The organism is Candidatus Pseudothioglobus sp. Uisw_086, from assembly GCF_048085745.1.
Taxonomy (GTDB): Bacteria; Pseudomonadota; Gammaproteobacteria; order PS1; family Pseudothioglobaceae; genus Pseudothioglobus.
Genome location: NZ_CP159803.1, coordinates 1,751,921 through 1,765,129, shown reverse-complemented (window position 1 = coordinate 1,765,129; position 13,209 = coordinate 1,751,921). Strand labels below are relative to the sequence as shown.

The window sequence follows — 13,209 nt, the reverse complement described above, 5'->3', positions numbered from 1 at the left end:
TTGGATTTGTTGTTCTTTATTAACTCCACATCTATATAATTTAACTAATAAAACATAAAAAATTTGACCTTCAAGCTGGAAAACTGATTAATGAAAAAAACCCCCTATAGTAGACTTTTTGAGCCTGTCAAGATTGGCCCTGTTGTTACAAAAAATCGCTTTTATCAAGTTCCACATTGTTGTGGTATGGGGCATCAAAGGCCACAAGCGCACGCTGCTATGAGGGCCTTAAAAGCAAAAGGTGGGTGGGGGGTCGTTAGTACAGAGGAGTCAGAAATACACCCCACCTCCGATTTATCGCCATATGTTGAACAAAGAATATGGGACAAAAGAGATATTCCAGCTCTAAGTCTTATGACAGAAGCTGTTCATGAGCATGGGGCTCTTGCAGCAATAGAATTAGCCCACAATGGAAACCATGCTGCTAACTTATATTCAAGGCTCCCTGTTATTTCGCCTGTAAGCCAATCTATAGATCTTGTTTATCCCAAACAAACTAGGCGCATGAATAAGAAAGACATTGCTGAGTTTAGGCGCTGGCATCGTAACGCCGCTTTAAACGCAAAAGCCGCTGGTTTTGATATTATTTATGTTTATGCGGGCCATGGCATGACGCTTACCCAGGAATTTCTGCTTCCAGAAATTAACGATCGTACTGATGAGTATGGCGGAAGTATTGAAAACCGAGTTCGTTTAACACGGGAGTTGCTAGAGGAAACTAAAGATGCTGTTGGTGACACCTGTGCAGTAGCTTTTAGGTTTGCTGTTGACGAGCTTAAGGGTTCAGACGGAATGCAATTCTTTGAGGAAGGAAGAGCGGTAGTTGAAATGCTGGCTGAAATTCCTGACCTTTGGGATGTAAATGTTTCCGACTGGGCTAATGACTCACAAACTTCTCGTTTTGAGCCAAATGAGGGCTATCAAATTCCATATGTTGAATTTGTGAAAAGCATAACAACAAAGCCAGTAGTTGGGGTTGGTCGGCTTACATCTCCAGACCTAATGGTTAGCCTAATTGAGCGAGGAGCTTTAGATCTTATTGGTGCAGCGAGACCTTCAATAGCAGATCCTTATCTTCCTAACAAAATAAAAGCTGGAAAGACTGATCAAATAAAAGAATGTATTGGTTGTAATATTTGCGTCTCGAGCGATAATTTTGCAGTTCCAATTCGTTGTACACAAAACCCAACTATGGGAGAAGAGTGGAGAAGGGGCTGGGACCCAGAATCAATTAAACCTAAAAAGACAGATCAAAAAGCACTTGTTATTGGATCTGGACCTTCCGGGTTAGAGTGCACTATGCAGCTAGCAAGACGTGGTTATCATGTTACGTTGGCAGAGGCAGATAATAAATTAGGAGGCAGAGTGCTTTTTGAGTCTGGGCTTAAAGGGCTTTCTGCTTGGAAACGAGTCTCTGATAATAGAATTTATGAGATACAGCAAAAAAACAATATTGAAATTTACAAAGAAAGCGAATTAACCCTTTCACATATAAATGAACTTGGAATCAATAATATATTTTTAGCTACTGGGTCAAGTTGGCGCAAAGATGGTGTCGGCAGAAGTAGAAGAAAACCAGTTCAAGGCCTAGATTCGCTTCAGGTGCTAACCCCAGAAGAAGCGATAAAGCAGAGCCCAAATTTAAGCGGCCCTATTGTTGTTTATGATGATGAGCAGGGATATTTGGCAGGGGTAATTGCGGACCATTTGAGTGTTGATGAACACGAAGTAATTTTTATTACTCCGGCAAGCGTTGTATCTCCATGGACAGAGTCAACTCTAGAACAAAAAAGAATTCAGAAGGCGCTTTTAGTTAGTGGCGTTAACGTAATTTGCAATAAGACCATAGATAAGGCTGAAGGGAGTAATCTTAATCTTAAGTGTGTATTTACCGGAGAGATTTCACTTTTAAAATGTTCATCACTAGTAATGGTTACAGAGCGCATACCAAACACTACGCTCTATGATCAGCTTGTGGAGCAAGAAAATAATACTGAACAGGGCGAAGCAAAACACATTCAGTTAATTGGAGATGCCGAGTCTCCAGGTTTAATAGCAGATGCAGTCTTTTTAGGCCACCTCGCCGCGCAAAGTTTTGAGGAGTCAGAACAAGAAATACAAAAGGCCATGTTTATGCGTGAAATGCCAAGTCTTAAGTAAAGACAATGCTGGAGAGGGGCTAAGGCCTATTTCACAATTGATTTTGTGCGTGTTTTAGAGTAACATTGCCCTCTTTTTGTATGGCCTAATAAAGTATGCGCAAGACAATTATTGCTGGAAACTGGAAAATGAACGCCAGCAAGGCCTCTGTTAAGAGCCTAATCGATGGAATATTGTCTGGAATGGAAGGCATTAATTCAGAGGTTTTGGTTTGTGTTCCTTTTCCATATATGTCCCAAGTTGAGTCTTTGATAGAAGGCAGTAATTTAAAGCTTGGCGCCCAGAACATTAACATAAACTCATCAGGCGCATTTACTGGCGAAGTTAGTGCCGACATGATAAAGGACTTTGGTGCAAAACATGTTATCGCTGGACACTCTGAAAGAAGAAGTTTGTACGGCGAAACAAGTTCGGTCGTTGCCGAAAAAACGAAAGCTGCAATAGATGCTGGTTTGTCACCTCTCTTGTGCGTTGGAGAGTCTCTAGAGCAGAGAGAGGCTGGAAAAACTGAGGTGGTTGTTGCGGAGCAAATTAATGCTGTTATAGAGTTAGTTGGCATAGAGTCTTTTGACAGTATTATTATTGCTTATGAACCAGTCTGGGCAATAGGAACAGGCATGACAGCAACGCCGGAACAAGCACAAGCGGTTCATTTTTTTATACGAAACCTTTTAGGTGAGAGTAGTGAAAATATTGCTCAAAAAACACCTATACTATATGGTGGAAGTATGAATGCAGGTAATGCTGTTGAGTTAATTTCTTGCCCAGATATTGATGGCGGGCTTATTGGTGGGGCTGCTCTAAAAGCAGAAGATTTTTTACAAATATGTAAGGCAGGTTAATATGACATTTCAAATAATTTTAGTAATTCATGTGCTATTGGCTCTTGGGCTAGTCGGGCTAATATTAATACAGCACGGCAAGGGAGCAGATGCGGGCGCTGCATTTGGTTCTGGGGCTGCAGGCTCAGTTTTTGGAGCTAGAGGCGCGCATTCATTTTTATATAAATTAACTGCAGTCATGGCTATTGGTTTTTTTATAACCAGCATAAGTCTTGCTTACTTCGCTTCAAATGAAAGGTCTGCAGCAGAGGCCGACCAAAGTATTATGTCCCAGACAACTATGAGTGATGATGGGCTTGATACAGACGCAAGCGAAATTCCCAGCAATTAATTACAGCCGTCGTGGTGAAATTGGTAGACACGCAGCCTTGAGGGGGCTGTAGCGCAAGCTGTGACGGTTCGACTCCGTCCGACGGCACCAAACATAGTTGTTTTAACTCAAGCTTTATTCATACAGTTTCTTAAGGTTGTTATGTACAATCAGCATTCTTTTATAATTAAGAGCCAATGAAAATTACGAATATAAAAGTACTTAAAGGAATAGGCTTAATGCTTTTAGGGATGACTATTGTTCCTTTTTTAGATATTTTTGCTAAACTTTTAAGTCAAGAGGGTTATCACGTAACACAAGTTACATGGACACGGTTTTTTTTCCATGCTGTTTGGTTGTTGCCAATGATTATGTGGCAAAAGGTTAAGTTATTTTCAATCCCTGAAAAGCCCGGCTTACAGTTTTTACGGGGCTTGATGCTTACGCTAGCAACACTATTCTTTTTTGCAGCCATTGTAACCAACGATATTCCTGAAGCGCTTACGCTTTTATTTATCTCTCCTCTTGTTGTTGCAGTTCTCTCACCCTTTATTCTAGGAGAGCGCTTTGATATATTTATTGGAGTTGGTGTTCTAATAGGATTTATAGGAGTTATAGTAGTTCTTCAGCCAGATAGCGAGCAGTTTGATCCGACTTTATTGTTTGCCCTAGTTGCGGGGTTTTGCTACGCCCTTTATATTATCATAACCAAAAAATTATCTTTTCGTGCCCCACCAGTTTTGACTTTATTTTATTCTGCAATCGTTGGAATAGTTATTATGTCGTTAATTGTTGTGCCTTATTGGACAACTCCAGATTTGAAGGGCGTTTTAATGGGTGCAGCAATGGGTTTTTTTGCTGCAGCTTCGCACTTTATGATTATCAAGGCTTTTGAGTTTGCTAGCGCATCAGAGCTAAGCCCCTTCAATTATTTTGAGATCGTAGTTGCCATTATTCTGAGCTATTTAGTTTTTGATGTTTTGCCAAACCTTCAAGCGATACTTGGATTAATTATTATTATTCTTAGTGGTCTTTATGTCTCTTGGCGAGCAATGAAAAATAATCAAGACCAAGAAAGTAAACCAAAAGCAATCATAGAGCCGCTATAAAAAAGCTGATCAAACTCTTGGGCCTCCCCCAATAGGCATCAAAGTCTAAAAAAATGGATGGGCTACAGCTACTGAAGTTCAACCTGCAGCTTGCACGCGTAAAAATAACCTAGTACATTTAAAATGAGCAAAATAACTTTATTTTTCATCACAGAATTATATGTCATTACAGCACAGAGAGAAAATTATCTAGTATCAACTCAATTTTTTAAATGAAGGGGGTAAACATCTTTAATGCTCAACAAAAGTAATCTATCATCTAAGCCAGGAGGATTAACAGCTGGCTCATTTGAAATGATTTCTACTATGTTTTCTCCAGGTATAAGGTTTAACATTAGGTCAACAGTATGCTCTATTTGATCAAGAACAAAAGAATCGATTATTATTCCATTAAGTGCTATGTCTACTTTTCTATAATTCAAGGAGCCCATTCTAAACGCTAACCTCTCTAGTGTGTTTTCTGGGCCTAGGTTTTGAAAAACTATTTTAGGGTTTTTTTTGGCCCAACGAAAATCGCCAGGACTCCCTTCCCAAGGATAAAAGTTTTTAAAAGATTTAATGGTTGAAAAATTATTTTCATCTAAGGACAGCCTAACTAGAGCCAGACCCAGCTTTCGTGCATCTGCACTAATACCAAGATTTTTTTCGGAATTTGCACCCAGCATCTTTATTTCAAATATATTGGGCTTGCCGTTAATAACCAAGTTTTTTGGCAATCTAAAATCAAAAGTTTCCGGGAAAGAGTGCTCGCTTTTAGACATGTTAAACTCTAATGAGCCAATTAGTGTTTTGTTCAGGTAGAGGTCGGCGCTTAGTTGTTGGTTTTTATCATTTACAAAGGCGCCCATTATTTTTAAAGACAAAGTTTTGTACTCATCTGTATTGGCATTTTTAGGAACAAAGGCTATAGTTGCATTATCTTTAATTGTCCATGCCCCCCAATCGTTAAGATCACCTATTCCGTCTAAAAAAACCCAGTCAACATCTGTTATTATTTTGCTATTTTGGACTTTATAAAAGAAGTCAATATCTTTATATTTTTTAACATCTTCAGAGCTTTCAAAAAAAGACTGAGCTGTTGTTTTTCCAATATTTTCAGTAACCAGCCTTAAAACCCCTGATTTTTTATCATATTGGGGCGTCATTGCGTGGACATTGCTTACTTGAGTTGCATACGCAGAAGCACTCATATAATAGAAATAACGTGGCTTGCTAAATGTCACAGTGTCGTTAAAAATATCTATACCTTCAACCTCCTTTAAGTTTTTAATCCCAACTTGCCCCATAATTGTTGGGTAAATGTCTAATAATTGTGAAGGAGTGTCAGATATTTTCATTTCTCCTAGGGCATTAAGCGGCTTAATCATTAATAGAGCCCTAGCTTGTGATTCTAAATCTACCAAGCGAGAACTACCTATGGACAAATCATAAGGCGGCTGACTTATACTGTCCTTATTTGTAGAAAAAGAAGTGCCTTTAGTATTTAGCAGTTGTCCCGCATAATGTGATCCATGATCACCATGTATTATAATTATTGAATTACTAAAACGGTTTAGGTTTTTAAGCTCGGTAACAAAGCCATCAATAAGCCTCATCGTGCATTCAAATTGTCGAAAATATCGCTCCCCTAGAGAAAAATTAGGTTTGTTTTCAAACTCGCATGCTGGAGATACTTTATACGCATCATGAAGAATGTCATTTATTGAATAAATGTATTGATTAGTTGGGGGGTGTTCAGAGATACGAGACGTCAGGTCATTAAAGCCATATATTCCATAATAGGCTGAGGAGCCATCTTGTTTAGTTAATCGGGTGCCGATTGAACTTTTAGGGTTTAAGATATTAAAAAATTTGGATCCAAGTTTTTTACCTATCGGAAGAACCTCGTTTGTTAAAAAGTTTGGACTGACTTTAGCCAGCCATACTCTTGTAAACTCAACAATAAGGGCGCCTTGATAATCTAAAGCTTTTTTTAAATCAATAGTACTATCAAATACAGCACTATCAAGAGGACGTAAGGAGTGCTGTGTTAATTGATAGCCAGTTTTTTTAAGATTATTTAAAAGGCCTTGATCATATTTTCTAAGCCATTTGTCAAACCTGCCACTTAGATGTGTTGTGCTCGTCAAATAGCTAGCTTGTGATTGTAGGGTTGTGGGATAGTTAGATATGTTTTTTTCAAATATTGTAAACCCCATAAGCTCTTTTTTAGCCTTTGGTCGATTATGCATATATCTTAGAAAATAATCTGTTTGAAGACCTTCAACATGAATGTGATATATGTTTGGTAGTTGCTTAGTTGAATATTGGTTTTTGCTAGCAACCGCTAAGGACCCCTTGTTTAGGTAGGTGCTCTGCAGGGCAAAGGCAAAAATAATTAACCCTGCACCCATAATATAAGCAGCTCTAGTAATCTCATATATCCACTTTTTGTTTTTTCTAAGTGAGAAAAAAACAAAAAATACGACTAAGCACGAAATAGTTAATTCTAGTAGTGTAAAGAATAATGGCTCTTCACTATACAGCCTCCTTCCATCTAGAGGCCCTAGTTGTAAGGGCGAGAAGACGTCATTTAATAACGTAACCAGGCCTAGTGTAAAAAAAGTGTAAACAAATATATAGGCAAGTTTATTTGAAATCTTATTTATCAGGCAATAAATGCAAAACAAGCCTATAAAGCTTAAAACGCCCAAAATAGCAAAAATTAATACAAGCCAATAATCATAACTCCATTGAGCTCGATTAAACAAATAAAAAAACCCCGGAGTAACAACAAAGACAACGAGGCTAAAAAAAGCAAGAAGATGGGCGGCTTTTTTATGTGCTATTTTCATAAATTTTTACTAAGCAGCCCTTTTATTGCATCTGCACCAACTTGATTTGCTTTCCCAATATTAAAAACCATTTGATTGCTGAGCTCTTCCTGTCTCTTGGCATCATAAGAACTGAGTAAAGAATTGACGCTCTCAGAAATACTTTCTATGGACCCTATAGAAATGATGGCGCCAATTTGTGAACGAATAGATACCTCTATTGGTTCAATATCAATTTTCCTATAGTCTGGATTATTAACTTTTCGAGGTATATCAATAAATAATATGGGTTTATTTAAACCAAAAGCATAGTCAAATGCAGCACCAGACCAGTCGCTAATCATCAGGTCAGATTTATGTAAAGACACTTGGCTAGATATTTTCATTTCTAGATGAAACAAGGGATTTTCTTGATGCTGTCTTAGAATTTTTTTTATCTTTCCACCCGCTAGTTTTTTGGTTTGTGGGTGTGGTCGAAGCGTTACATTAAATCCTTTGGACAATAATATCTCTATAAGTTTTTGGCCTATGGTTTCAATAATTCCATATTTTCCCCATGAGGGCGCAATAAGTATGTTTATTGGAGCACCCCTTTCTCTAGCTATTTTTGGACTATTGAATGCTTCTTCTCTAATTGCATCTAGTCGACTATAGCCGTGCTTAACTAAATTTTTAGCTGGAAGTTTATAGGTTTTTTCTAATGCGCGAATTTCTTTAATATGGTAGTTACCTGCACAGAAAATAGTGTCAAAATTATCAAAGGCTTTTGACCGATAAGCCATATGCAAGCTTACTAGAGAGTGTTGAATATAGACATAATGAACCTTATATTTTGAGCGCTTTAGGTAATATGTGTCAAGATCTGGCATAGTCATTACCATGATATCTGTCTCAATATTGGCAAAAAGAACTGTGGTGGGATATCCGTCTGCAATGTAAAAAGCTCGATAGTTAGGGCTGTTTAGCTGAAGCCCTGGATCATTTTTGTTTGAGCTTATATAGCATATGGGGATATTAGTAATTTTTAATAATTCAATCACAAGTCCTGATAAGTGTGGCCAGTATTCAGAACCTTCAGAGTAGAAAACAACACGCTTCTCTGCTTTAGGAAGTTTCATAAAGCCAACCATTGAGTTTAGTTGTTTCAGAAACTTAAGCATATTATTTCAACTTACAAAAGCTGTCTAATTTATTATTCATCGCTAGATTTTCATATAATTCTAGATCATTTACGGAGTCTACTTCTAGCCAGCCATGATCAACACACACAGCCTGCACTTGCCATTTAGCATCAATTAATAACTGTAGAAAACTAGTCATGTACATATTATTAAAATCTTGACCATCATAGGTTTGAGTTTTGTCTAGCTTGTGATAAAAGTCAATAAATTCAGAAATTTTATCACTACGTACTTTTATTAAGCCAGTATACTGGCCTTGAATATCTGCATAATTTTCAGTTTTTTTTCCTAGCTGTGCAATAGTGTTATTGTAATTTAAGATTAAGCTTTCTGCGTCAGAAAGAGGGTCGATGAACCTTAGCTCCCAATACTTCCGCCAACCCTTGTCTACCATTACACTTATTGGCGCATCACTATTAATGACTTGTTGTAAATTATTCTTTTGATAGACAATGTCACCATAGCTAATAATTAAGTCTCCCAACTTCTTAATAAAAGGCAAAGCACAAAATAAACTAGTAACCATATTGCAGCTAGCATATTGAGAATTAATGGAGCAACTATAGCCAAGTTTTTGAATTTTTTTCGCATGATATCCTGCTACAACCTGAATGTCTGTTACATTTGCAGAATTTAATATATTAACTTGACGATCAAGCAAAGAAGTTCCTAGTAAGTCTACTAAGGCCTTTGGCTTGTTATTTGTTAAAGGCTGTAATCGACTCCCTTGGCCTGCGGCTAAAATTATTGCTCTAGTCATAATAGAAGGTTTTTAATTATCCTCAGATCCTCTTCGTTATTTGGCTGCTCGCGCTCTGGATGCCACATAATGCCTGCGACAGGAAGTTCCTTATGCTTAAATCCCTCAATGGTTTTATCCTGTGAAATTGCAAATGGACTTAGAGTGTCTGCCAGTTGCGATTTTTTTATGCCCCAGTTGTGAAAACTATTAACTTCTCTCGAATTAAGCGATATATTCTGATCTATAAACTCTACTGGATGACGACAAGCAACATGTTCAGAGACTTTTGAAAGCCCCCCTCCAAAAAACATATTTATTAATTGCATTCCTCGACAAACGCCCAGAACAGGAATATTGTTTTTAATCGCCAGCCTTAACAATTCTTCTTCAAATTTATCTCTGACAGGAGATGTATCTGTTGCAGTTGGGTCTAGTTTGGTTAAAGTCCCACCTCCACTGAGTAAAATCGCTGCTGGACGAACAGTGCTAATGATATCTTCAGGGGCAGATAAGTTTGGAAGAGGTACTGGAATAAACCCTAGATTATGTGAAAGATAGGCCCATCGCTGGTCAAGGCAATCACGCTGCTCCTGATGTTTGGCAATCCTTTCTACCCTTTGGCTAATGGCGAGTATTTTCATATAATTATTACGATGTTATTATTGTTGCAGTCGAGTTTAACTTTATCACTTGAGAGTAATTTATTATAGATTTTATCTCCCACGCCTATAGCAGCTGGAATACCTAACTCTGCTGTTCTGATTGCCATATGTGAATTAGCCCCACCATGCTGAGTAATTAATCCTGCTATATTATAACTAAACAACCAATCATAGCCTGGATCAGCCTGTTGGATAAGAATAATACGACCACTGACATCACTAGTACCACCTGTTCGCAAGGCCATTATTTTAGCAGTAACTTGTTTATTAGTAATAAAATTGGCTTGTGCACTATGCTTTTCGAAACAATAAAAATCATTAGCCTCACATATAAAACCTGGCAGTTCAAACATTTTATTTAACTTGTCTTGTTTGGCTGACTCTCCAATAATTGTAGCAAGTTGATGGTGAGCTAATGTTCCAAGTTTTAGGCTTGTTAAGTTATGATAGTTTAGGTAGACAATGTTTTCACGACTGATGCCAATGCCTTTGCCAAAATCTATAATATAATCTAGTGCTAGACTTAGGTTATGAGTAAACGCTAATTTAACGGCTTCACGAGAAATGATTGCTCGCTTAAGATAATCAAAAAAATCTGTTACAGATAATTGAAGACCCACTTCTCTTATTGCAAGGGATACTTGTCGCTCTTGTGTTTTAGATAAAACCAATGGCATTGTGCTTTTGTTGGTTTTCTTTCGTTTGCTTCCAGTTAAATATAGTTGAGGGTCTTCCCAGTAGGCCTGTGCTGTGGCATCATAGGTGCCTGGCCTAAGATGTCCATAGCGCGCCACTAGGCCTTCCATGCCAATGTTTCCATTCACTAGCTCAAGTTGGTCCGCTTGTATGTCACTAACAACCGTATTGATAGATAACATAAACTGGTCAAATTGTTTTAATGTTAGCATGCCTTCCCTTTGAAAGCTTTTAAGAAAGCTTGTGGCAATAAAACCATGCCGTGCTGCATGTGCAAAAGCTAAAGTTCCAAAACGTTGGCAATCGTCTAATAAGGCATAGGCTTTGTCCAAGGAGCTTAGTTTAGATAATATTAGCTTTTCTCTCCGCTTCTCCAGCTTCGTAATAGATGCAACATCCTTCTCAAGATTTACTACCGCCCTACAAGTTATTGATTTGAGCTTGTCCTCCAAGCTCGATATTTCGACCTCTGTTATAGAGTGCTTTAGAAGCCTGTTTTTAGCGTCATCTTTAAAACTTGGTGTCCAGATAGTTAAGGCTACATCAAATTCAATTTTGTCATGATATTTTGGGTTAGATTTAAGATTAGAAAGGTAAGCTGCCACAAGTTTGCTTGCTAATTTGTCATCTAGTGATTTAGGGATAAATGTATTAAAGCTAGCACGAAGATCGACATATGGTTTCCCACAAAAAGAAATGATTAATGGTTGGGGACGGATATCTCTATAGCCAAACTCTGATCGCTGTTTGGCCCAAATATCATTAGTTATTAGTTTGGTATACAGGCTAAATGCCAAGGGCTTTGGTGAGGTGCCAATAATTTCTGCCGGGTTCCAATCAGACATATTGCTGAAGCAAGTTGACTCTCCACATACAAAGGGAGACGCTGCTTGTGATGATTTAAAAAGCCCTATACTTGAGCGAAGTTGTTTTTCGAATAGATGGCTGACGCTTTCATAGGCTCTATGGTCTATGGTGATTGGCCTGACTTGAAAAGTATGAACCCGATCTTTACTATCTATTGCAAATTCTATATCTAGCTTATCAAAAGCTACTAGCTGTCTAATTTCAGAGACAGCATCTAGCACAGCTGAAAGCTTTTGCTCGATTTCATCTAGTTGCTCTGGGCGACTATGTTGTAAAATTATAGTGCGACTGTCACTATAAAAGCCAGAAGTAATGCTATTAGTAACCCCACTATTATCGTCAAAATTAAAAATATAATAAGGCGCACCTGTTTCTAAACTACAAGTGAATACGACACCAGCACAACGCACATCTTGAATAAACTCTTGGACTAAGACTTGGTCATATTTTCTATCTAAATGCGAGCCATAGGAGGCTATAACTTTATTAATAGCAACAGTTAAGTTTGGAATAGACTGGCTATCTATATCTAATATACTAGTATATTTACCTGCACCTGATTTTATCCATCCATCTTCGCTAGAGGAGCTGCTGCGAATTGCCACAGGAGTTTTTGGAAAGGCAAGAGATATTTTATTTAGTATGTGGCGCTCATTGCCCAACCAATCTTTTACTGAAAAACTAATTTGTTTGCCAATATGGCTATTACGAACCATGGGCGCAAGACGAGCAAGTGAGTCTGCCTTATTGCCCAATATAAACCTAGCAATATCAGCTGGCTCGTTTAGCTCCGCCCAATTATTGCCAACATCGATAAACTCTAGCTTGTGCCCTGCTTTTTGTAGATAAGAAATTAAATCTAGAAGATTTTTACCAACATCTTGACAGCTTAGCTTGCTTATAATATTTGTAATGTGAGGTTTGCAGTGAATTAGCCCTGTAAACTCTGCTTTACATCCTTTAAATTTACCTTGAGTGGGGATAATAATTTCTGCTATAGCCAAATCTGTAGCCGATCGCGTGCTAAATCGATGCTGATAGTTAATGTCAATTGCTATGCTTAGGTCTGCCTCACTTGCTGCTAGCTCTTTAATAACATGTTGACGAAAAATTGTATCAGCATAGGTTATTAGGGCAGATTTTCCAGTCAAAGGCCCTTGTAATAAGGTGTTTAATACAGACTTGTGTTGCCAGTCTTTAATGAGAACATAGTTAATTTGGGGACAGTGATGAATAATATCATCGATATGGTACCCACCTAAAAAGTTAATTTTTCCATATTCCAGGCCAGTAAAACTATCTAACTGCCAGTCAATAACCGTAGTTGCATGTCCAATTTTTTGAAGAGCAACAGGGTTTTCTCCTACCGCAGGCTTAGCAGCTCCTAAAATAAAGATATCTAAAGCCATCTTTATTAGGAGGAGCTATTCTTATTGGCATTTGTTTTATTATCTCTGGTGGATTCTTTTGCTTGCTGTGAGGCTACTGAGTCGTTTTTCTTTCCACTAAACAGAGCTTTTAGTTTATACCAATAGGTTTTAATATACATACTTGCTGCAAGAGACCCAAACATAACTGCTGCCATAATTGCACTACCCGAGCCAGGATCTATATAGGCATGAGCTATATTTGGCAAGATGGCTAATGTAGTGAAGATAAAAGTCAGTTTTTTCATGAAAGAAGGTTTGTTATAAAAACATTCGGAAACAAAATACCGCAAATATATTATATAGTTAATTGGACTGTTCATGCCAGGCTCCTATCTAATTATTTGAAAATGAAGTTTTTAAATCCCATTAAATCTTAGGCTAGATTTGATTATAAATA

10 protein-coding genes and 1 tRNA gene are annotated in these 13,209 nt (G+C 37.8%); 5 read left to right on the top strand and 6 right to left on the bottom strand.

All coding sequences use genetic code 11. The features are described from left to right. The first annotated feature begins 90 nt into the window (after positions 1-90). The 5 genes from ABXT49_RS08895 to ABXT49_RS08875 all read left to right on the top strand — a co-directional run bounded on the left by ABXT49_RS08895 (position 91) and on the right by ABXT49_RS08875 (position 4,421). A complete protein-coding gene (locus tag ABXT49_RS08895) occupies positions 91-2,160 on the top strand; it encodes an FAD-dependent oxidoreductase (RefSeq protein WP_416652074.1) in 2,070 nt (689 codons plus the stop codon). A 95-nt stretch (positions 2,161-2,255) separates the two neighbouring features. Further along, positions 2,256-3,002, top strand: a complete 747-nt coding sequence (tpiA, locus tag ABXT49_RS08890; RefSeq protein WP_416652073.1) for a triose-phosphate isomerase — start codon at positions 2,256-2,258, stop codon at positions 3,000-3,002. A gap of 1 nt (position 3,003) precedes the next feature. Further along, the gene (gene secG, locus ABXT49_RS08885) at positions 3,004-3,333 is read left to right on the top strand and encodes a preprotein translocase subunit SecG (protein WP_416652072.1); all 330 of its coding nucleotides are present in this window, start codon (positions 3,004-3,006) and stop codon (positions 3,331-3,333) included. A 5-nt stretch (positions 3,334-3,338) separates the two neighbouring features. After that, positions 3,339-3,423, top strand: a tRNA-Leu gene (locus ABXT49_RS08880). 86 nt (positions 3,424-3,509) lie between these two features. Then, complete coding sequence (locus ABXT49_RS08875; RefSeq protein WP_416652071.1) at positions 3,510-4,421, top strand: DMT family transporter; 912 nt, start codon at positions 3,510-3,512, stop codon at positions 4,419-4,421. Positions 4,422-4,621: 200 nt separating this feature from the next. Here ABXT49_RS08875 and ABXT49_RS08870 read toward each other — a convergent pair whose 3' ends face one another. From ABXT49_RS08870 to ABXT49_RS08845, 6 genes are read right to left on the bottom strand one after another with little or no spacing between them, the layout of a single operon-like run. After that, positions 4,622-7,255, bottom strand: a complete 2,634-nt coding sequence (locus ABXT49_RS08870) for a hypothetical protein (RefSeq protein WP_416652069.1) — start codon at positions 7,253-7,255, stop codon at positions 4,622-4,624. Further along, a complete protein-coding gene (locus ABXT49_RS08865; protein ID WP_416652068.1) occupies positions 7,252-8,394 on the bottom strand; it encodes a CDP-glycerol glycerophosphotransferase family protein in 1,143 nt (380 codons plus the stop codon). Before ABXT49_RS08865 ends, ABXT49_RS08870 begins: the two co-directional genes overlap by 4 nt. A 1-nt stretch (position 8,395) precedes the next feature. Next, positions 8,396-9,175, bottom strand: a complete 780-nt coding sequence (locus ABXT49_RS08860; protein WP_416652067.1) for an NTP transferase domain-containing protein — start codon at positions 9,173-9,175, stop codon at positions 8,396-8,398. After that, positions 9,172-9,798: a gamma-glutamyl-gamma-aminobutyrate hydrolase family protein gene (locus tag ABXT49_RS08855; RefSeq protein WP_416652065.1), complete on the bottom strand. Its 627-nt coding sequence runs from the start codon at positions 9,796-9,798 to the stop codon at positions 9,172-9,174. Before ABXT49_RS08855 ends, ABXT49_RS08860 begins: the two co-directional genes overlap by 4 nt. Next, positions 9,795-12,791, bottom strand: coding sequence for a PEP-utilizing enzyme (locus ABXT49_RS08850; RefSeq protein ID WP_416652063.1), 2,997 nt, complete (start codon positions 12,789-12,791; stop codon positions 9,795-9,797). The genes ABXT49_RS08855 and ABXT49_RS08850 overlap by 4 nt, the downstream gene beginning before the upstream one ends. A 5-nt stretch (positions 12,792-12,796) precedes the next feature. Continuing rightward, the gene (locus ABXT49_RS08845; RefSeq protein WP_416652062.1) at positions 12,797-13,057 is read right to left on the bottom strand and encodes a hypothetical protein; all 261 of its coding nucleotides are present in this window, start codon (positions 13,055-13,057) and stop codon (positions 12,797-12,799) included. Between the last annotated feature and the right edge of the window lie 152 nt (positions 13,058-13,209).

Coding starts and splice junctions, on each gene's coding strand:
- ABXT49_RS08895 (WP_416652074.1), top strand. CDS start 91: ATGAAAAAAACCCCCTATAGTAGACTTTTTGAGCCTGTCAAGATTGGC.
- tpiA (WP_416652073.1), top strand. CDS start 2,256: ATGCGCAAGACAATTATTGCTGGAAACTGGAAAATGAACGCCAGCAAG.
- secG (WP_416652072.1), top strand. CDS start 3,004: ATGACATTTCAAATAATTTTAGTAATTCATGTGCTATTGGCTCTTGGG.
- ABXT49_RS08875 (WP_416652071.1), top strand. CDS start 3,510: ATGAAAATTACGAATATAAAAGTACTTAAAGGAATAGGCTTAATGCTT.
- ABXT49_RS08870 (WP_416652069.1), bottom strand. CDS start 7,255: ATGAAAATAGCACATAAAAAAGCCGCCCATCTTCTTGCTTTTTTTAGC.
- ABXT49_RS08865 (WP_416652068.1), bottom strand. CDS start 8,394: ATGCTTAAGTTTCTGAAACAACTAAACTCAATGGTTGGCTTTATGAAA.
- ABXT49_RS08860 (WP_416652067.1), bottom strand. CDS start 9,175: ATGACTAGAGCAATAATTTTAGCCGCAGGCCAAGGGAGTCGATTACAG.
- ABXT49_RS08855 (WP_416652065.1), bottom strand. CDS start 9,798: ATGAAAATACTCGCCATTAGCCAAAGGGTAGAAAGGATTGCCAAACAT.
- ABXT49_RS08850 (WP_416652063.1), bottom strand. CDS start 12,791: ATGGCTTTAGATATCTTTATTTTAGGAGCTGCTAAGCCTGCGGTAGGA.
- ABXT49_RS08845 (WP_416652062.1), bottom strand. CDS start 13,057: ATGAAAAAACTGACTTTTATCTTCACTACATTAGCCATCTTGCCAAAT.